This is a genomic window from Rhizobium sp. 768_B6_N1_8 (genome assembly GCF_051811225.1).
GTDB lineage: Bacteria > Pseudomonadota > Alphaproteobacteria > Rhizobiales > Rhizobiaceae > Rhizobium.
Genome location: NZ_JBPWPV010000001.1, coordinates 3263688 through 3282414, shown reverse-complemented (window position 1 = coordinate 3282414; position 18727 = coordinate 3263688). Strand labels below are relative to the sequence as shown.

Annotated in this window: 17 protein-coding genes; 15 read left to right on the top strand and 2 right to left on the bottom strand. The window is 61.3% G+C overall.

Features of this window, described 5'->3' with window-relative positions; all coding sequences use genetic code 11:
* Nucleotides 1-132 precede the first annotated feature (132 nt).
* On the top strand, nt 133-1101 hold the full coding sequence (locus AB8B33_RS16890) for a 2-hydroxyacid dehydrogenase (protein WP_439016226.1): 969 nt from the start codon (nt 133-135) through the stop codon (nt 1099-1101).
* A gap of 19 nt (nt 1102-1120) precedes the next feature.
* On the opposite strand, the gene AB8B33_RS16885 is transcribed toward AB8B33_RS16890, so the two are convergent.
* Together AB8B33_RS16885 and AB8B33_RS16880 are read right to left on the bottom strand one after the other, a co-directional pair.
* Nucleotides 1121-2032, bottom strand: a complete 912-nt coding sequence (locus AB8B33_RS16885; RefSeq protein WP_439016225.1) for a response regulator — start codon at nt 2030-2032, stop codon at nt 1121-1123.
* Nucleotides 2025-5411, bottom strand: coding sequence for a hybrid sensor histidine kinase/response regulator (locus AB8B33_RS16880; RefSeq protein ID WP_439016224.1), 3387 nt, complete (start codon nt 5409-5411; stop codon nt 2025-2027). The genes AB8B33_RS16885 and AB8B33_RS16880 overlap by 8 nt, the downstream gene beginning before the upstream one ends.
* 178 nt (nt 5412-5589) lie before the next feature.
* Here AB8B33_RS16880 and AB8B33_RS16875 point away from each other — a divergent pair, with 178 nt between their 5' ends.
* The 14 genes from AB8B33_RS16875 to ureC all read left to right on the top strand — a co-directional run bounded on the left by AB8B33_RS16875 (nt 5590) and on the right by ureC (nt 18708).
* Nucleotides 5590-7494 (top strand): phosphatase PAP2 family protein, encoded by a 1905-nt coding sequence (locus AB8B33_RS16875; RefSeq protein ID WP_439016223.1) that lies wholly within the window; start codon nt 5590-5592, stop codon nt 7492-7494.
* Between the two features lie 184 nt (nt 7495-7678).
* Nucleotides 7679-8971, top strand: a complete 1293-nt coding sequence (urtA, locus tag AB8B33_RS16870; RefSeq protein WP_113321639.1) for an urea ABC transporter substrate-binding protein — start codon at nt 7679-7681, stop codon at nt 8969-8971.
* Nucleotides 8972-9165: 194 nt separating this feature from the next.
* Nucleotides 9166-10785 (top strand): urea ABC transporter permease subunit UrtB, encoded by a 1620-nt coding sequence (gene urtB, locus AB8B33_RS16865; protein WP_439016222.1) that lies wholly within the window; start codon nt 9166-9168, stop codon nt 10783-10785.
* A complete protein-coding gene (gene urtC, locus AB8B33_RS16860) occupies nt 10782-11945 on the top strand; it encodes an urea ABC transporter permease subunit UrtC (RefSeq protein WP_113321641.1) in 1164 nt (387 codons plus the stop codon). Before urtB ends, urtC begins: the two co-directional genes overlap by 4 nt.
* A gap of 4 nt (nt 11946-11949) precedes the next feature.
* Nucleotides 11950-12705 carry an urea ABC transporter ATP-binding protein UrtD gene (gene urtD / locus AB8B33_RS16855; protein WP_113311270.1) on the top strand — a complete coding sequence of 252 codons (756 nt, stop codon included), beginning with the start codon at nt 11950-11952 and terminating at the stop codon, nt 12703-12705.
* 99 nt (nt 12706-12804) lie between these two features.
* Nucleotides 12805-13299 (top strand): hypothetical protein, encoded by a 495-nt coding sequence (locus tag AB8B33_RS16850; protein WP_439016221.1) that lies wholly within the window; start codon nt 12805-12807, stop codon nt 13297-13299.
* An 18-nt stretch (nt 13300-13317) separates the two neighbouring features.
* Nucleotides 13318-14013 (top strand): urea ABC transporter ATP-binding subunit UrtE, encoded by a 696-nt coding sequence (gene urtE / locus AB8B33_RS16845; RefSeq protein WP_007816041.1) that lies wholly within the window; start codon nt 13318-13320, stop codon nt 14011-14013.
* Nucleotides 14014-14191: 178 nt separating this feature from the next.
* Entirely contained in the window at nt 14192-15016 is an 825-nt protein-coding gene (locus AB8B33_RS16840) for an urease accessory protein UreD (RefSeq protein ID WP_439016220.1), read from the top strand.
* Between the two features lie 20 nt (nt 15017-15036).
* Nucleotides 15037-15339 (top strand): urease subunit gamma, encoded by a 303-nt coding sequence (locus AB8B33_RS16835; RefSeq protein WP_007816043.1) that lies wholly within the window; start codon nt 15037-15039, stop codon nt 15337-15339.
* Nucleotides 15340-15348: 9 nt separating this feature from the next.
* Nucleotides 15349-15600: a DUF1272 domain-containing protein gene (locus AB8B33_RS16830; RefSeq protein ID WP_439016219.1), complete on the top strand. Its 252-nt coding sequence runs from the start codon at nt 15349-15351 to the stop codon at nt 15598-15600.
* A 10-nt stretch (nt 15601-15610) separates the two neighbouring features.
* Nucleotides 15611-15916 carry an urease subunit beta gene (locus AB8B33_RS16825; RefSeq protein ID WP_037104568.1) on the top strand — a complete coding sequence of 102 codons (306 nt, stop codon included), beginning with the start codon at nt 15611-15613 and terminating at the stop codon, nt 15914-15916.
* A 25-nt stretch (nt 15917-15941) separates the two neighbouring features.
* Nucleotides 15942-16352 carry a lysozyme inhibitor LprI family protein gene (locus AB8B33_RS16820; RefSeq protein ID WP_439016218.1) on the top strand — a complete coding sequence of 137 codons (411 nt, stop codon included), beginning with the start codon at nt 15942-15944 and terminating at the stop codon, nt 16350-16352.
* Nucleotides 16353-16368: 16 nt separating this feature from the next.
* Nucleotides 16369-16992, top strand: coding sequence for a Urease operon accessory protein (locus tag AB8B33_RS16815; RefSeq protein WP_439017267.1), 624 nt, complete (start codon nt 16369-16371; stop codon nt 16990-16992).
* A 3-nt stretch (nt 16993-16995) separates the two neighbouring features.
* Nucleotides 16996-18708 (top strand): urease subunit alpha, encoded by a 1713-nt coding sequence (gene ureC / locus AB8B33_RS16810; protein ID WP_439016217.1) that lies wholly within the window; start codon nt 16996-16998, stop codon nt 18706-18708.
* Nucleotides 18709-18727: the final 19 nt, after the last annotated feature.

Below are 18727 nucleotides of genomic sequence, written 5' to 3'. Positions count from 1 at the left end.
GCCCGGTCATCGACCGGGCTTCTTTCGTTTCGCCTGCGCCGGTCAAGATCGCAGTCTCTACGGGTTCGAAAGCCATTCCATTCCTAGCCTTCATGGCCTAAGTCAGAGGCAAAGGATGGAGGATCCAGATTCATGCCAAAACCCCGCATTCTCGTCACCCGACGCTGGCCTGCCGCGGTAGAGGCCGTGCTCGCGGAGCGCTTCGACCTGACGCTCAACAGAGATGATGTACCGCTTGCTGAAAGCGAACTGCGTCAGGCGCTGGCGGATTATGATGCGGTGTTGCCGACCGTTTCTGACAAGCTGCCGGCTGCGGTCTTTTCCGGGGATGTCCGTACGAAAATCCTCGGCAATTTCGGGGTCGGCTTCAATCACATCGATATCGCCACCGCCAAGGCGAAGGGCATCGTGGTGACGAACACGCCTGGCGTGCTGACCGATTGCACGGCTGATATCGCCATGCTGCTTCTTCTGTCCGTCGCACGTCGCGGCGGGGAGGGCGAGCGGCAGCTGCGTTCCGGCGAATGGAAGGGCTGGTGCCCAACGCATATGGTTGGCACGAAGGTGACGGGCAAGACGGTCGGTATTATCGGCTTTGGACGAATCGGCAAGGCTTTCGCACAACGCTGCCATTTCGGCTTCGGCATGGATGTCGTGTTCTACAACCGCTCACAGATCGATCCCGCCGAAGCGACGCGCTACGGAGCGCGCCAGCTTGCTTCGGTGGAGGAGGTGCTCGCGGCTTCCGATTTTGTTTCCCTGCATTGCCCCGGCGGCGCAGAAAACCGGCATCTGATGAATGCTGCGCGGCTTGCGGCAATGAAGCCAGGCGCCTTCCTCATCAATACGGCGCGCGGCGACGTGGTCGATGAGACGGCGTTGATTGCTGCGCTTGATAAAGGCACGATCCGCGGCGCAGGGCTCGATGTCTACGAGGCGGAGCCGCATGTGCCGGACGCATTGCGGCGGATGGAGAATGTCGTTCTGTTGCCGCATCTCGGCAGCGCGACCGAGGAAACCCGCACAGCGATGGGGATGAAGGTCGTGGAGAACGTGACTGATTTCTTCGAGGGCCGCGAGGCGCCGGACCGGGTGGTCTGAGGGCGCTGTCTGCCATCCCTCACATCTCGTGCAGCACATGTGCCGCTTTCACGGCGGCGGATGCCCTGTTCTCGACGCCGAGCTTCACGTAGATCTGTTCCAGGTGCTTGTTCACTGTGCGCGCAGAGAGGCCGAGAATTTCGCCGATATCGCGGTTGGCCTTGCCTTTGGCGATCCACATCAGAACCTCGGATTCGCGCTGTGTCAGCGCAAAGTGCTGACGCAGGACCGCGTCGTCGTTGCGCTGGTTGGCGGCCGTCAGGCGGAAGAGATATTCGTCCGGGCCGATCGCGCCAAGGAAGGCGAGCTGCAAGGCGGCCTGCCCGGCATGGGCGATGGAGATGAGAGCGTCGCGGGCAGCAGCGGCGCGTTCCTTCATCCAGTTGCCGATAGTGCGGGAGACGACCTCCATGCCGTCGTCGCTGCCCATGGCGGCGTTGACGAGGCGGGTCGCCTGCGGCGTCGACCAATGGATCGCGCCATCGCCCTTGGCCGCCAGCAGATGGCGGCCGGCGGCATCGAGCGCGACACGTGCGCTTTGGGCCGAGCGGGCATTGCGCAGGTGAACGCGGATACGGGCGCGCAGCTCATCGATGTTGATCGGCTTCGACAAATAATCGACGCCGCCTGATTCCAGCGCATGCACGACATGCTCGGTTTCGGTAAGCCCGGTCATGAAGATAACGGGCACCTGGGCGACGGCAGCATTGGCCTTCAGCCGGCGGCAGGTCTCAAAACCGTCCATCGAGGGCATGACCGCATCAAGCAGGATGAGATCGGGCGTGATGCGCTCGACGATATTGAGCGCGGCCGAGCCGGAGGTGGCAATCAGTACGGAAAATCCTGATTGTTCCAGTGCGTCGGTCAGGAAGCCGAGGGCTTCGGGCGAGTCATCGACCAGCAGAACGATGTCGCGGGGAAGCTCAGCCAACGGTTTCACCTTTTTCTTCGAACTTGTGCAGGAAATCCATGAAGCCGGCGAGATCGAAGGCGGCGACATAGGAGCGGAGTTCTTCTGTGAATGGCTGATTTGCCTCCACCTTGGCAAGGTCGGCGAGCTTGGCTTCTATGCCTCTGATGTAGCCGATCTCGCCGAGACGCAGCAACTCCCGCACATGCGCTGTTCCAGGGCTCTTGAGCGGCATGGCGGCAATCACCGGCGCGGGTGTCTGATCGTCGGCATAGAGCCATTTCAGGGCGAGATGCAGGGCCAGCTTGTCGCGCAGCTGCTTGATGTCGACCGGCTTGCCGATCGCGTCACTGTGGCTGTCGTCGCTGTCGCTGTGAGCGGCGGCATCGCCGATATTTGCTGACAGCATCAGGATCGGCGCTGTGCGTCCCGCCTCGCGCAGCCGGGAGACGAGCTGCCAGCCGTTCATACCGGGCATGGAGATATCGACGAGAAAAAGGTCCGGCTCGATACCCTCGATCAGCGTCAGGCAGTCGGGGCCGCTTGCGGCCGTCAGCACGATGAAATCGAGGGGAACCAGGATTTCCCGCATCATCTCGCGATGATCCTCGTTGTCGTCGACAACGACGATAGTGCGGCGCGGGCCGTCATAGCTGACGATCTTCTTTTCCTGCGGCGGTGCTGCAACGGCGCGCATGACGGCCGACAGCATGAGACGGACGCGGAAGGTCGAGCCCTTGTCCTTTTCACTCGTGACAGAGATTTCGCCGCCGAGCGTGTTGGTCAGTAGGCGAGTGATGGTGAGGCCAAGGCCGAGACCTGGCATCGGCCGCACGCTCTCCGCTTCGCCGCGCTGAAAGGGCTCGTAAATGCGCGTCAGATCCTTCTCGGCGATGCCGCGGCCTGTGTCGGAGACGGTGAAGGTCGCGACCTGGCTGCGGTAGCCGACATCGAAGGTTACGCTGCCTTCGTCGGTAAACTTGATGGCATTGGAGAGCAGGTTGACGAGAATCTGGCGCAGCCGCTTCTCATCGGTGCGCACGAATTGCGGCAGGGACGAAGCACGCTCGTGGATAAAGGAGAGCCCCTTTGCCTGTGCCTGCGGCCGGAACATATCGACGATCTGGTCGAGGAAGTCCTGGATATTGATTTCGTTCGAATAGACCTGCAGACGGCCGGCTTCGATCTTCGAGATGTCCAGAAGGCCATCGATCAGACCGGAGAGATGTTCGGCGCTGCGACGGATCACCTTGATCGAGGACTGGCGTGGCGCGGGAATCGTCTCGTCGCGTTCGAGGATCTGCGCATAGCCGAGAACGGCGTTCAGTGGCGTGCGCAATTCGTGGCTCAGGCCCACGACATAGCGGCTCTTGGCACGGTTGGCGGCTTCGGCGGTTTCCTTGGCGGTCTGCAGCGCGGCATCGGTTTTCTTGTGTGCGGCGATTTCTTTCAGGAGCAGTGTGTTCTGGCGGGAGGATTCTTCCTCGGCGACGACGCGGCTGTCATGGGCAAGCACATAGAACCAGCAGGCGACGCCGGCGATGACCGAGAAGACGAAGAAGACGATCAGGATGGTGCGGTTCACGACTTCGGCCGTCTCCGGCGATGCCGAGCTGACCTGATGGGCGATCATCGCAAGAATTGCACCGACGGCCGTCAGCGCCAGCGCCACGGCAATACCGTAGCGGCCGAGGCGGGTGGTCAGCTTCTGGACGATGGTTTCCGGCAGCAGGGTCTTTGCGACGGTGCCGACCTGCGCATTGAAGCGGGCATTCGGCTTGCACATGTCGTGGCAGCGGCTGTCGAGCGAGCAGCAGAGCGAGCAGATCGGCGCGGCATAGGCCGGGCACCAGGCCATGTCTTCCGGCTCGAATGGATGTTCGCAGACGGAGCAGGTGATGGTGGTCAGGTTCTTCCAGGCATGGCGCGGTTTGCGGGCGAGATAAAACTTGCCCTTCGTCGCCCAGGCGAGGGTGGGGGAGGCGATCAGCGCGATCACGAGGGTGATGTAGGGCGCAAGCGAAGCCGCGATCGAGCCGAAGACGCCGAAATGGGCGATGAGCGCGACGCCGGCCGAGAGCGTCATGGCGCCGAGGCCGACCGGGTTGATGTCGTAGAGATGGGCGCGCTTGAACTCGATGCCGGGAGGAGCAAGGCCGAGCGGCTTGTTGATGAAGAGATCGGCCGAGATCGTGCAGAGCCAGGCCATGGCGATAATCGAGAAGATACCGAGCGTTTCCTCGAGCAGCCGGTAGATGCCGAGCTCCATCAAGAGCAGCGCGATCGCCACGTTGAAGACCAGCCAGATGACGCGGCCGGGGTGGCTATGCGTCAGGCGCGAAAAGAAATTCGACCAGGCGAGCGAGCCGGCATAGGCATTCATCACGTTGATCTTCAACTGCGAGACCACGACGAAGGCGGCCATCAGCAGCAGGGCGGCATTGTGCCAGGGGATCATGTAGCCGAAGGCGGTCAGGTACATCTGCGCAGGGTCGGCGGCGCGGTCGAGGGGCACGCCGGAGGTGAAGGTCAGCACGACGAGAAATGAACCGGCAAGCAGCTTGGGTGCACCGATGATGACCCAGCCGGGACCGGCGAGGAAGATGGCGAGGCGATGGCGCCACTTGCGCTGTGGGTCCGGCGGCAGAAAGCGCAGGAAGTCCGCCTGTTCGCCGATCTGCGACATCAGCGCCAGGATGACGGCGGAGGCTGCGCCGAATTCGACGAGATTGAAATCCGCGACCGTGCCGGGCGGGCCGGAGACGTGGCGGATACCGGCAAAGGCGCGCCAGACGTCGAATTGGCCCCAGTCCAGAAAGGCGATGAAGATGAAAGGCAGGATATTCAGGATGATCCAGAAAGGCTGGGTCATCAGCTGGAATTTGCTGATCAGCCGCACGCCGTGGGTGACGAGCGGGATCACCATCACGGCGCTGATGATGTAGCCGATCCAAAGCGGAATGCCGAGCGTCAGCTCCAGCGCACCCGACATGATCGAGGCCTCGATCGCAAACAGCATGAAGGTGAAGCTGGCGTAGATCAGCGAGGTGATGGTCGAGCCGATATAGCCGAAGCTCGCACCGCGCGTCAGCAGGTCGATATCGACGCCGTGGCGAATGGCGTATCGGCTGATCGGCAAGCCGATCGCCAGCATGGCGACCGAGGCAACAATGATGGCATAGAAGGCATTGGTGGTGCCGTAGGACAGCGTGATGGCGCCGCCGATCGCCTCCAGCGCCAGGAAGGAGATCGCGCCGATCGCCGTCTGCGAGATGCGCTGGGAGGAGAAGCGGCGGGCGCTCTTTGCGGTGAAGCGCAGCGCGTAGTCTTCAAGCGTCTGGTTGGCGACCCAGCGATTATATTCGCGTCTCACCGGAATGATGCGTTGGCGCGCTGTCATGCCCTCTTTCCGGCGTTCCGGTCAGCTTATCGTCTCCAAGCCACTTTTGGCGGGATGGGCGGGAAAGGCAAGAGGCGGAACGCCGGCAGATTCACAGAACGGCAATATTTTTGAAACCGGTCTGTCACATAAGGGCTCTAACTCTCCCGCCGTCCGTTCAATCATTTCGGGTATCACCATGTCTGTTCCAAGCCTCTGCCGCCTGAGCACTGCGCTCGTCTGCCTTCTTTCGATCGTGCCATCGCTTGCCGCCGCCGAGCAGACCACGGCGGCGAAAGCGCCTTATATGGAGGCCGGAAACACCAACAAGCGCGGCGACGCCTGCTTCTCGACAGTGGACACCAATGCCGCCGTCCATCTTCTCTCCGGCTTCCTCGAAGTCTGGACGCCGCGCACGCCGTTCGTCGACGCCGGAGTAGAGGCCCCGGCCAAGGACAATTGCCCTGCGGTTGCCAAGACGGATTGGGACGGCATTCCCTTAAGCAAGACCGACGGCCAGGTCGTCAACAAGCTCGTCCATGACGCAAACATCGGCTATGTCGTCAAGGCGACACGAGCACGGACGGCCGATCAGGCGATTGCCGCTTATCTCGACGATCGGCGGGGCAAGAATGCCAGCATTGTCGATGGCCTCGGGCCGCTGACGGATGCCTGGAAGGCGGGCTCCAAGCAGACCACCACGATCACCGAAGTCGCGGTCGATGCGACGACGGTCAAATACGACGACAAGGGCAATAATCGCGGCGCCGGCAGCAAGCCGGACACGGAAAACAAGACCGATGCCAACCCGGACATGGGCCTTGCCATCGATTTCATCAATGCCGCGAGCGGTGATGGCTCGACGGAGCCGGCCAAGCGCTATTTCAAATATGCCCGCCCCTATCGTTGGAGCCCGGACGTCTCGGTCGTCCCGACGCTCGAGCCCGCCAAGAACGGCAAGCCGGTCGAGGACGGCGGCTTCCCGAGCGGGCATACGGCGGAAGCCTGGCGGGATGCGCTCGCCATGGCCTATCTCGTACCGCAGCGTTTTCAGGAGATGATTACACGCGCCAGCGAATTGGGCGAAGACCGCATCCTTGCCGGCATGCATTCTCCCCTCGACATGATGGGTGGCCGCATGCTCGGTACCGCCACGGTCGTCTACAATCTGAACAAGGCCGACAACGCCGCGCTGAAGAGCGATGCTTATGCCCAAGCGCAGTCATGGCTGATTGCCAAGTCGGGCGTTGCGGATGCGGGCGCGCTCGAAGTCGCGGCCCATGCAGCGCCGCTCGCCGCAGACCGTTTCGCCGATCATGACGCCAACCGCGCTTACGTGCTGCAGCGCCTGAGCTATGGCCTGCCTACCATCCATGGGACCGACCAGCCGGCGCGCGTGCCGCAGGGCGCCGAAGCGCTTCTCGAAACGCGTCTGCCCTATCTCGACGGCGAGCAGCGCCGCGACGTGCTGAAGACGACGGAGATCGCCTCGGGCTATCCGCTGCTCGATGATGCTGAAGGCTACGGCCGCCTCAACCTGTTTGCCGCCGCAGACGGCTATGGCGCCTTCGATCAGGACGTGACCGTGACGATGGATGCCGCAAAGGGCGGCTTCAATGCGATCGACACCTGGCGCAACGATATCGGCGGCAAGGGCAAACTGGCGAAGCGCGGCAGCGGCATTCTCGGCCTTTCCGGCGCCAACAGCTATGCCGGCGGCACGGTGCTGGAAGAAGGCGTGCTGGTGGCAGGCTCGCCCTCGGCCTTCGGCACCGGCGGACTGTCCGTGAACGGCGGTTCTCTCATCCTGGCGGCCGATAGGCCCCTGATTGTAGGTGGTGATTACCAGCAGTTCGCCAATGCCGCGGCGAAACCGACGCTCGGTGCTGACGGCGCGGGCACGCTGGTCATCGCAGGCAAGGCGGCACTCTCCGGCGACCTCGATGTCACACTTGCCTCGGGCTATGCCCCGGCGCCCGGAACGAAGATCGAGATCCTGAAGGCGGGAGCCATCACCGGCATCTTCGACAGGTTCACCATCTCCGGCCACAAGGCGACCCTTTCCTATGGCCCGACATCCGTCACCTTGACGATCGGCGGATAATATCGAACTGACAGGGCATCCTCTCCGTGGGATGCCCTGGCTTGTCTTTGCCTGCCCGTTTGCCCCTGCCGCCTACGTCATTTTGCGTATGTGTTTTTGCGTTGCAGCACCCGATAGTCCCCTCGGCAACAGTTAATTTCCGTTTCCGGCCTGTTGCGGAACAAGAAGAGGGGAGTTCAACCAGATGAATCTCAGGTCCACTATCACGGGCGTCGCGCTCGGCGCCGTCATGGCGGCAACGGCAGCCTTCCAGGGCGCAATTGCCGCCGACGACACGATCAAGGTCGGCGTGCTGCATTCGCTTTCCGGCACGATGGCGATTTCCGAAACGACGCTGAAAGACGCCATGCTGATGCTCATCGATGAGCAGAACAAGAAGGGTGGTCTCCTCGGCAAGAAGCTCGAAGCCGTCGTCGTCGACCCGGCTTCCGACTGGCCGCTGTTTGCCGAAAAGGCACGCGAACTGATCGAAAAGGACAAGGTTGCGGCCGTCTTCGGTTGCTGGACCTCGTCTTCGCGCAAGTCGGTCCTGCCGGTTTTCGAAGAGCTGAACTCGCTGCTTTTCTACCCGGTCCAGTACGAGGGTGAAGAATCCTCGCGCAACATCTTCTATACGGGTGCCGCTCCGAACCAGCAGGCAATTCCGGCCGTCGACTACCTGATGAACACCGAAGGCGTTAAGCGCTTCGTGCTCGAAGGTACCGACTACGTCTATCCGCGCACGACCAACAAGATCCTGGAAGCCTATCTCGAATCCAAGGGCATTCCGAAAGAAGACATCCTGATCAACTACACGCCGTTCGGCTTCTCCGACTGGCAGACGGAAGTCTCCAAGATCAAGGAATTCGGCTCGGCCGGCAAGAAGACCGCCGTCGTCTCCACAATCAACGGTGACGCCAACGTTCCCTTCTACAAGGAACTCGGCAACCAGGGCGTCAAGGCAACCGACATTCCTGTTGTCGCCTTCTCGGTCGGCGAAGAAGAGCTTGCCGGTCTCGACACCAAGCCGCTCGTCGGCCATCTCGCCGCCTGGAACTACTTCGAATCGGTCGATACGCCGATCAACAAGAAGTTCATCAAGGAATGGCATGCCTACACCAAGAACGACAAGCGCGTGACCAACGACCCGATGGAAGCTGCCTATATCGGCTTCAACGCCTGGGTTAAGGCTGTTCAGGCTGCCGGCACGACCGATACGGACGCGGTTCTCGACCACATTATCGGTGTCTCCGTTCCTAACCTCTCCGGTGGCACGGCGACCGTCATGCCGAACCACCACATCACCAAGCCGGTGCTGATCGGTGAAATCCAGGCGAACGGCCAGTTCGAAATCGTCCAGCAGACCCCTGAGGTCGTCGGCGACGAATGGTCCGACTTCCTGCCGGACTCCAAGGATCTAATCTCCGATTGGCGCAAGCCGATGAACTGCGGCAACTTCAACGTTGCCACCGGCAAGTGCGGCGGCAAGGGTTCCTGAGTTAGCCGATCCGACACGAGCCAGAAGAACTTCCGTCCGGATTTCAAATCCGGGCGGAAGCTCCGTCCCCAGCGGGTTGGCGAACAGGCCGGCGCTGGAGCAATTCCAGAAAGACTGCGCAGCGGTTGCGTCCGGAATTGCGAAAATAGGGGGATAGAGCATTTCGAAATGCTCTAGTTTAGGCGGGAAAGCCGATGTATCGCGCCATCAAGATCTTTCTTTTGACCATTTGCCTGACGCTCACGGGGCTGACGACCGGCCTCAAGGCCCAGGATGATGTCCACGCTCTTGTCGATGCACTTGGCGTCGGCGGCTTTCCGGAGCGTGAAGCGGCCATCAAGGCGCTCGTCGCTTCCAAGGATGCGCATGTCAGCCAGATATTGCAGCAGCTGAGCGACGGCCTGCTTTACGTCAATTCCGATGAGGGTGGTCCCGTGCTCCTGCAGGGCGGCACCGATGACGAGCCGACCTATTCCGATCCGCTCACCGGCGAGGCTGTGGCCGACATCGATCCCGACACGATGTCCAAGGTCAGGGTCAACAATTCGGTGCGCACGCTCATTTCCACCCAGATGAGCCAGCTGACGCTGCTGAGCCCCGATCGCGGCGCTCGCTTTGCTGCTGCCCAGGGCCTTCTGAAAGATGCCGATCCCGCCAATCTCGATCTGCTGAATTCCGCTCTGGCCGATGAAAAAGACGCCGAGATCAAGAGCACCATGGAAGCGGCTCGCGCCGTGATGGTGTTGAAGAGCGATATGAGCGCCGACGAGAAGGGGGCTGCCATCGATACGGTTGCCGCCCGCGGCGGCCGCGATGCGCTGACTATTCTGACCACGGCGCTGGCAACCGCGCCCGATGATCTCAAACCTGCCATTCAGGCGCATATCAGCACCATCAACCGTAGTCTGGCTCTCTGGAATATCGTCCAGAATGTCTGGTACGGGCTGTCACTCGGCTCGGTGCTGTTGCTTGCGGCCATCGGCCTTGCCATCACCTTCGGCGTCATGGGCGTCATCAACATGGCGCATGGCGAGATGGTGATGATCGGCGCCTACACAACCTATGTCGTGCAGGAATATATCACCTCGGCCTTTCCGGGATTGGCGGATTATTCGCTGGCCTTTGCCGTGCCTGCCGCCTTCATCTTCACCGGTTTCGTCGGCCTCGTCATCGAGCGCTCCGTCATCCGCTTTCTCTACGGCCGGCCGCTGGAAACGCTGCTCGCCACCTGGGGTGTTTCGCTCATCCTGCAGCAAGCGGTGCGTACGGTCTTCGGCCCGACCAATCGCGAGGTGCGCAATCCGAGCTGGATGTCCGGTGCCTTCGAATTCGGCGGCTTGGCGATCACCTGGAACCGTCTCTGGATCATCGTCTTCTCGATGGCAGTCCTCGTGGCGCTGCTGATGCTGCTGAAGCGCTCCGCCTTCGGCTTGCAGATGCGCGCGGTCACCCAGAACCGCCGCATGGCTTCGTCCATGGGCATCCGCACCGGCTGGGTCGATGCCTTCACCTTCGCGCTCGGTTCCGGCATTGCCGGCATGGCGGGTGTGGCGCTCTCGCAGATCGATAACGTCTCGCCGAACCTCGGCCAGAGCTACATCATCGACAGTTTCATGGTCGTGGTCTTCGGCGGCGTCGGCAATCTCTGGGGCACGCTGGTCGGTGCTCTGTCGCTCGGCGTCGTCAACAAGTTCCTCGAGCCCGTCGCCGGCGCCGTGCTCGGCAAGATCCTGGTGCTCGTCCTCATCATTCTCTTCATCCAGAAGCGTCCGCGCGGGCTCTTCGCACTCAAAGGAAGGGCGGTGGAAGCATGATTACGGCCTTCCTTCTCCGATCTCTCGATCGCCGGATCTCCATTGCCATCGCCATCCTGCTTGTGGTCGCGGTTCTCGTGCCGGTGCTCAATCTGGCGACATCGGCGGACAATCCGCTGCATGTGCCGACCTACATCATGGCGCTGTTCGGCAAATATCTCACCTATGCGCTGCTGGCGCTGGCGCTCGATCTCGTCTGGGGTTTCTGCGGTATTCTTTCGCTCGGCCATGGCGCCTTCTTCGCGCTCGGCGGTTATGCGATGGGCATGTATCTGATGCGCCAGATCGGTTCGCGCGGCGTCTATGGCGACCCTGTTCTGCCCGATTTCATGGTCTTCCTGAACTGGAAGGAGCTGCCCTGGTTCTGGTACGGTTTCGATCAGTTCTGGTTTGCCGCGCTGATGGTGCTGCTGGTGCCCGGCCTGCTTGCCTTCGTCTTCGGCTGGTTCGCCTTCCGCTCGCGCGTCAACGGCGTGTACCTGTCGATCATCACACAGGCCATGACTTATGCGCTGCTGCTCGCCTTCTTCCGCAACGATATGGGCTTCGGCGGCAATAACGGCATGACCGATTTCAAGGATATCCTTGGCTTCAATGTGCAGGCCGATGGTACGCGTGCGACGCTCTTTGCTGCAACCGCGATCTTCCTGGCGCTCTCGCTGATGATTGCCTCGGCGATCGTGCGTTCGAAATTCGGCAAGGTGCTGGTTGGCGTGCGCGATGCGGAAAGCCGCACGCGCTTCCTCGGTTATCGCGTCGAGCATTTCAAGCTCTTCACCTTCGTCGTTTCGGCGATGATGGCGGGTATTGCCGGCGCGCTTTATGTGCCGCAGGTCGGCATCATCAATCCCGGTGAATTCGCACCGGCCAACTCCATCGAAGTCGTCATCTGGACGGCCGTCGGCGGCCGCGCGACGCTGATCGGACCGATCATCGGCGCCATCCTCGTCAATGGCGGCAAGACGATCTTTACCGGCCTCTTTCCCGATTACTGGCTCTTTGCGCTCGGCGGCCTCTTCGTGCTGGTCACGCTGCTGCTGCCGAAGGGTATTGTCGGCACGATCGCCCAGTATCTCGGCAAGCGGAAGCCCGTCTCGACCAGCGTACCGCCAGCGGTTGCCGAAGAGGGTGTCGACGCGAAAATACAGGCTGCGGAGTAGACCCATGATCCCTGACGTCAAACCCAACAGCGTGCTCTACCTCAACGGTGTCTCGGTCTCCTTCGACGGCTTCAAGGCGCTGAACTCGCTCTCCATCGTCATTGAACCTGGTGAACTCAGGGCGATCATCGGCCCGAACGGCGCCGGCAAGACAACGATGATGGATATCATCACCGGCAAGACCCGCCCCGACGAGGGTGAGGTCTTCTTCAACGGCAATATCGACCTTACCAAGAAGGACGAAGCCGATATTGCCCAGCTCGGCATAGGCCGAAAATTTCAGAAACCGACGGTCTTCGAAAGCCATACGGTCTGGGACAATCTGGAACTGGCGTTGAACCGTCGGCGCACAGTGTTCTCGACCCTGTTCTACCGGCTGTCTGGCGAAGACAAGGCGCGCATCGAGGAAATCCTGGAGACGGTGCGGCTGACGCATCGCCGCGATGAATTCGCCGCCAACCTCTCGCATGGCCAGAAACAATGGCTGGAGATCGGCATGCTGCTGGCCCAGGAGCCGAAGCTCCTGCTCGTCGACGAACCGGTGGCGGGCATGACCGATGCCGAGACGGCGGAAACGGCGATCCTGCTCAAGGATATCGCCAAGACGCGGTCCGTCGTCGTCGTGGAGCACGATATGGGCTTCATCCGCGATCTCGGTGTGAAGGTAACCTGCTTGGCGGAAGGTTCGGTATTGGCCGAAGGATCCATCGATTTCGTCAGTAGCGATCCGAAGGTGATCGAGAACTATCTGGGTCGCTAATAATGCAACTTCTAGGCTTGAACCTGACAAGAGAAGACGCTCTAAAACGAGCAGATTTCATTGTGGGGTTTCATAATGGCTTTTCTCGGAATTCTGGTCATGGCGATCGGCGGCGCGGCCGTCTGGTATTGGCGTTTGAAAATGATGCGTGAGGCTGGAAGCGAGATCATCGATTCCGTTGAGCGCATGCGGGGTGCTTATAAGCGCGGAAAGTTCCGCAAGCAGGCAGCTGTAGCGCCGCTGGCCTCGATTGCCGATCCGGCGATTGCGGCGGTGGCCTTTTTCTTCTGCCTCGCCAAAGAGAAGCCGATGTATTTCGATGCGGCGAAGGATGTCGTCCGCGACCGCATGAAAGGCATTATCCGGCCAGGCGACCTGGAAGAGGTGCTGGTTTTCGGTGAGTGGGCGTCCAAGAACGCCAACAGTCCCGAAGATCCGATCCGCCGCTTTCGGGATCTATGGATACGGGCGCTCGACATGCAGGAGCGTCAGCAACTGATCGGTATTGCCGAGGACGTGGCCGCGGTCGGCGGCGAGAAAACGAAAGAACAGGAGCACGCCTTGCAGATGCTGAGGCGTACGCTGATGAACTGATGGGGAATGGGTGAACGGATGCTGACAGTCGAAAACGCAAATCTACACTATGGCGCAGCCCAGGCGCTGCGCGGCATCTCGATCAAGGCCGAGATGGGCAAGATCACCTGCGTGCTCGGCCGCAATGGCGTGGGCAAGAGTTCGCTGTTGCGCGCCGTCACCGGCCAGCACCCGATATCGGCGGGAACCATCACCTTCAACGATGCGAAGCTGAATGGCCTGCCGCCTTTTGCGCGCGCCAAGCAGGGCATCGGCTATGTGCCGCAGGGGCGTGAAATCTTCCCGCTGCTGACGGTCAAAGAAAACCTCGAGACCGGCTTTGCTCCGCTTGGCCGCCGCGACCGCAACATCCCAGACGATATCTTCAGTCTCTTCCCGGTGCTGAAGTCGATGTTGTCGCGTCGCGGCGGCGATCTTTCGGGCGGGCAACAGCAGCAGCTGGCGATCGGTCGCGCCATGGTCACGCGGCCGAAGATTCTCGTGCTCGACGAGCCGACCGAGGGCATCCAGCCCTCCATCATCAAGGATATCGGCCGGGCGATCCGATACTTGCGCGATTCCACTGGCATGGCGATCCTGCTTGTCGAGCAATATCTCGATTTCTGCCGCGAGCTTGCCGACTATGTCTACATCATGGATCGTGGCGAGATCGTTCACGAGGGCCTTGCCGAGACGCTGGATACGCCGGAGGCGCGCCGCCATTTGACGGTATGACCTCTCTGGCGATCGCGCTGGCAGATGCCGCATTTTGCGGCAAATGCCTTCCGCGCCATCCTCACAGCCCGTGGGGGCACGGGCTTTCGAAAAGCGGCACGGGACTTGCTTTGTTGCAGTCAACAGACACATTCAACGCGAGTTGCCAGACAGGATGGCATCTGCGCACGGGGGTGGCATGACAGGCGCGGCGGCGGGCATCACGAGACCGCAGAGAGCGGAAGGACGCGGGCATCTTGCTGCCAAGGTGCAGGATGGGCGTACGCGAATCCGTGAGCTTTATCAGGAAGGTGCAGCGAAGATCCGCCTGCCGGATACGTTCGATTCCTCGATGGAGGCTGTTCTCATCAATACGGCCGGCGGGCTGACCGGCGGCGACCGGATGATCTGGAGCGTATCGGCTGGAGCGGGTACGCGCATCGATGTGACGACGCAGGCCTGCGAGAAGATCTACAAGGCATCGGCCGGCACAGCAGAGGTGACGACGCAGATCGAGGTTGGGCCGGGCGCCCGCGTCGACTGGCTGCCGCAGGAGACCATTCTTTTCGACCGCGCTTCATTGTTTCGCCGTCTGGATGTTGATCTCGACGACAGCGCGGAGTTCCTGGCCGTCGAGGCTATCCTGCTCGGGCGCAAGGCGATGGGCGAGACGATGGAGACGGGGCTGTTTCGCGATCGCTGGCGTATCCGCCGGTCGGGCCGGCTGATCCATGCCGAGGAGTTGCGCCTTTCCGATGCCGTGGCGCTGCTTGCGGCAGAGCAGGCGGTGCTCGGCGGGCAGGTGGCTTTTGCGACGGTGCTTTATGCCGGACCGATGTCGGAAGCCTATCTCACCAAAGTACGGCCGCTCGTGGACGGGCATATGGGCGGGGCAAGCGCCTGGAGCGATAAGATCGTCGTGCGCCTTGCCGCAGCCGATGGCTTTGCGCTGAGAAAAATCCTCATCCCGGTCATTTCCGCCTTGCGCAATGGAGCGCCTGTGCCGAAAGTCTGGAATCTATGAGTTCAACAAGCGGATAGACGATGAACCTCACCCCGAGAGAAAAAGACAAGCTGTTGATTTCCATGGCCGCCATGGTGGCCCGCCGGCGGCTGGAGCGCGGCGTCAAGCTGAACTATCCGGAAGCTATCGCCCTCATTAGCGATTTTGTCGTCGAGGGCGCGCGGGATGGCCGCCCGGTCGCAGAACTGATGGAGGCCGGCGCCCATGTGATCAGCCGCGACCAGGTGATGGAAGGTATTGCCGAGATGATCCATGACGTGCAGGTCGAGGCGACATTCCCCGATGGCACGAAGCTGGTGACCGTTCACGAACCGATCCGCTGAGGAGACACCATGCTGGAGCTTCGACCCAATTGCGAATGCTGCGATAAGGATCTGCCGCCTCATAGCGCGGAAGCGATGATCTGCACATTCGAATGCACGTTCTGTGCGGATTGCGTTGAAAATGTCCTCAAAGGTGAGTGCCCGAATTGCGGTGGCAATCTTGTTGCCAGGCCGATCCGGCCTGCGGCAAAACTTGCGAACAATCCGGCCTCCACGAAACGTGTTCTGAAGTCCGAGGGCTGCGCGCCCAAGGCGGCTTAAGGAGAAACAGATGATCCCTGGCGAAATCATTGCTGCAAGCGGCGAGATCGAGCTCAATGCCGGCGCACCGACCGTGACGCTTGAGGTCTCCAATACCGGCGACCGTCCCGTGCAGGTCGGCAGCCACTATCATTTTGCCGAGACCAATGCCGGCCTCTCCTTCGATCGTGATAAGGCCCACGGCATGAGGCTCGACATTCCCGCCGGCACGGCCGTGCGTTTCGAGCCGGGCCAGACCCGCTCGGTGACGCTCATTCCTCTGTCCGGCAAACGTGAAGTCTATGGCTTCCGCCAGCTCGTCATGGGCCGGCTCTAATTAAAAGAAAATGACGGGAGGACACATGCGCTTGAAGATCGGGCTCATCGGTGGAGCATTTATGCTGCTTGCCGCCGGTGCTGCCCATGCCGAGGACGTGGACTGTGACAATGCGCAGACACAATCCGATATGACGAGTTGCGCGCAGGCGCGCTATGAAGAGGCCGACAAGGCGCTCAATGCCCAGTACAAGCAGACGCGCGCCGCCATGGTGGCGATCGACGGCGATCTCGAGGGTGACATGAAGGGCGCCGAACAGGCGCTTCTCAAGGCACAGCGCGCCTGGATCAGTTATCGCGACGCTCAATGTGAGAATTACGGCTTTCAGGCACGCGGCGGCACGATGGAGCCGATGCTGGTGGCGGGCTGCCTTGCTGACCTGACGGATCTCAGGACCAAGGAGCTCAAAGAACTCGCCAATGGAATGGGCCAGTAAGGTGGGCAGGACGATCATGATCGTAGGCAACGGCGAAGTGGGAGAAGGAGGGGCTGAGATCATCGATGCCGCCGACTTCGTCATCCGCTTCAACGAATGCCGCTCCTATGGTGCCGGCGGCACGCGCACCGATGTGGTTGCCGTGTGCAATACCGGCCGACCCGCCAAGGCCATGCTCGGCTCGGAAAGCTGGCGCATCCATCCCGGTGTTGTCGAAGCCTCGGAAATCTGGAGTGTGCGCGATCCCGAAAAATTCGCGGCGATGCGCGCACCTCTTGCGGCTTCGCATCCGGAGCTCGATGATTTCTGCGACGATTACACCAACCAATTCAGCGCTTTCTGTGCTGAAGCTGGCAAGGTGCATCGGATCGTTGACAAACAGGTTCACGAAGCCGTCGATCAGGCGCTTTCTGCCTTCTCGCCGGCGCCTTACATCGTGCCGAGCAGTGGCATGATCGTGATCGGCGAAGTGCTCGACAGATTTCCCAACGACGAGGTGACGCTCGCAGGCTTCGGCCATGTGGGCTGGGAATGGCATCCCTTCGCCGCCGAGAAGCAGCTCGTCGACTCCCATATTGCGGCTGGCCGTCTCAGGCGGCTTGCCGGAAAACCATTCGTCTCTTCCTCCCAAGGAGCCTGATAGATGCCCTACAAGATCTCCCGCAAGGCTTACGCCGGCATGTTCGGTCCGACCACCGGCGACAAGGTCCGCCTTGCCGATACGGAGCTTTTCATCGAGATCGAAAAGGATTTTACCACCTATGGCGAAGAGGTGAAGTTCGGCGGTGGGAAAGTCATCCGTGACGGCATGGGCCAGAGCCAGGTGACGCGGGCAGATGGCGCGGTCGATACCGTCATCACCAATGCCGTCATCATCGACCATACCGGTATCTACAAGGCCGATATCGGCTTGAAGGACGGTCGTATCGCGGCGATCGGCAAGGCCGGCAATCCGGATATGCAGCCGGGCGTCAATATCATCGTCGGTCCGGGCACGGAAGCGATTGCCGGCGAAGGCAAGATCATCACGGCCGGCGGCATGGACAGCCATATCCATTTCATCGCGCCGCAGCAGATCGAGGAAGCGCTGATGAGCGGCCTGACCTGCATGCTCGGCGGCGGCACGGGGCCGGCGCACGGGACACTTGCGACGACCTGCACGCCCGGCCCTTGGCATATTGCGCGCATGATCGAGGCAGCCGATGCTTTCCCGATGAACCTCGCTTTTGCCGGCAAGGGCAATGCGTCGCTTCCGGGTGCATTGCAGGAAATGGTGCTCGCCGGCGCCACCTCGCTGAAGCTGCACGAGGACTGGGGCACGACGCCCGGCGCCATCGACTGCTGCCTGTCGGTCGCCGACGAATATGACGTACAGGTGATGATCCATACGGATACGCTGAACGAGAGCGGCTTCGTGGAGGATACGATCGGCGCCATCAAGGGCCGCACCATTCATGCCTTCCATACGGAAGGAGCGGGCGGCGGTCACGCACCCGACATCATCAAGATCTGCGGCCAGCCGAACGTCATTCCGTCGTCCACCAATCCGACGCGGCCCTATACGGTCAACACCATCGCCGAGCACCTGGACATGTTGATGGTCTGCCATCACCTGTCGTCGTCGATCCCTGAAGATATCGCCTTTGCCGAAAGCCGTATCCGCAAGGAGACGATCGCGGCCGAAGACATCCTGCACGATATCGGCGCCTTCTCGATTATCTCGTCGGACAGCCAGGCCATGGGCCGTGTCGGCGAAGTGCTGATCCGTACCTGGCAGACCGCCGACAAGATGAAGCGCCAGCGCGGCCGCCTGAAAGACGAGAAGGGCGACAACGACAATTTCCGTGTCCGCCGTTACGTCGCCAAATACACGATCAATCCGGCGATCGCACATGGCCTGTCGCATGAGATCGGCTCCATCGAAGTCGGCAAGCGCGCTGACCTCGTTCTATGGAACCCGGCCTTCTTCGGCGTGAAGCCGGACATGGTGTTGCTCGGCGGCTCCATTGCCGCAGCCCCGATGGGCGATCCGAATGCCTCGATCCCGACGCCGCAGCCGGTGCATTACCGTCCGATGTTTGCCTCCTTCGGCAAGAGCCTGACGAACTCCTCGGTCACCTTCGTCTCTCAGGCTTCGCTCGACGCCGGTCTCAAGGGCCGCCTCGGCGTCGCCAAGAATCTCGTTGCAGTGAAGAACACCCGTGGCGGCATCTCCAAGGCGTCGATGATCCACAACGACCTGACACCTGATATCGAGGTCGATCCGGAGACCTATGAGGTGCGGGCGAATGGCGAATTGCTGACCTGCGAGCCGGCGACGGTGCTGCCGATGGCGCAGCGTTATTTCCTGTTCTGAGCCCCATCTTTCATGCGCG

Bases quoted from the DNA above. Each gene is read 5' to 3' on its own strand.
- urtC (WP_113321641.1), top strand. From the start codon at position 10,782: ATGATTACGGCCTTCCTTCTCCGATCTCTCGATCGCCGGATCTCCATT.
- ureC (WP_439016217.1), top strand. From the start codon at position 16,996: ATGCCCTACAAGATCTCCCGCAAGGCTTACGCCGGCATGTTCGGTCCG.
- AB8B33_RS16815 (WP_439017267.1), top strand. From the start codon at position 16,369: ATGATCGTAGGCAACGGCGAAGTGGGAGAAGGAGGGGCTGAGATCATC.
- AB8B33_RS16830 (WP_439016219.1), top strand. From the start codon at position 15,349: ATGCTGGAGCTTCGACCCAATTGCGAATGCTGCGATAAGGATCTGCCG.
- urtA (WP_113321639.1), top strand. From the start codon at position 7,679: ATGAATCTCAGGTCCACTATCACGGGCGTCGCGCTCGGCGCCGTCATG.
- urtB (WP_439016222.1), top strand. From the start codon at position 9,166: ATGTATCGCGCCATCAAGATCTTTCTTTTGACCATTTGCCTGACGCTC.
- AB8B33_RS16820 (WP_439016218.1), top strand. From the start codon at position 15,942: ATGCGCTTGAAGATCGGGCTCATCGGTGGAGCATTTATGCTGCTTGCC.
- AB8B33_RS16875 (WP_439016223.1), top strand. From the start codon at position 5,590: ATGTCTGTTCCAAGCCTCTGCCGCCTGAGCACTGCGCTCGTCTGCCTT.
- urtD (WP_113311270.1), top strand. From the start codon at position 11,950: ATGATCCCTGACGTCAAACCCAACAGCGTGCTCTACCTCAACGGTGTC.
- AB8B33_RS16880 (WP_439016224.1), bottom strand. From the start codon at position 5,411: ATGACAGCGCGCCAACGCATCATTCCGGTGAGACGCGAATATAATCGC.
- AB8B33_RS16840 (WP_439016220.1), top strand. From the start codon at position 14,192: ATGACAGGCGCGGCGGCGGGCATCACGAGACCGCAGAGAGCGGAAGGA.
- AB8B33_RS16890 (WP_439016226.1), top strand. From the start codon at position 133: ATGCCAAAACCCCGCATTCTCGTCACCCGACGCTGGCCTGCCGCGGTA.
- urtE (WP_007816041.1), top strand. From the start codon at position 13,318: ATGCTGACAGTCGAAAACGCAAATCTACACTATGGCGCAGCCCAGGCG.
- AB8B33_RS16825 (WP_037104568.1), top strand. From the start codon at position 15,611: ATGATCCCTGGCGAAATCATTGCTGCAAGCGGCGAGATCGAGCTCAAT.
- AB8B33_RS16835 (WP_007816043.1), top strand. From the start codon at position 15,037: ATGAACCTCACCCCGAGAGAAAAAGACAAGCTGTTGATTTCCATGGCC.
- AB8B33_RS16850 (WP_439016221.1), top strand. From the start codon at position 12,805: ATGGCGATCGGCGGCGCGGCCGTCTGGTATTGGCGTTTGAAAATGATG.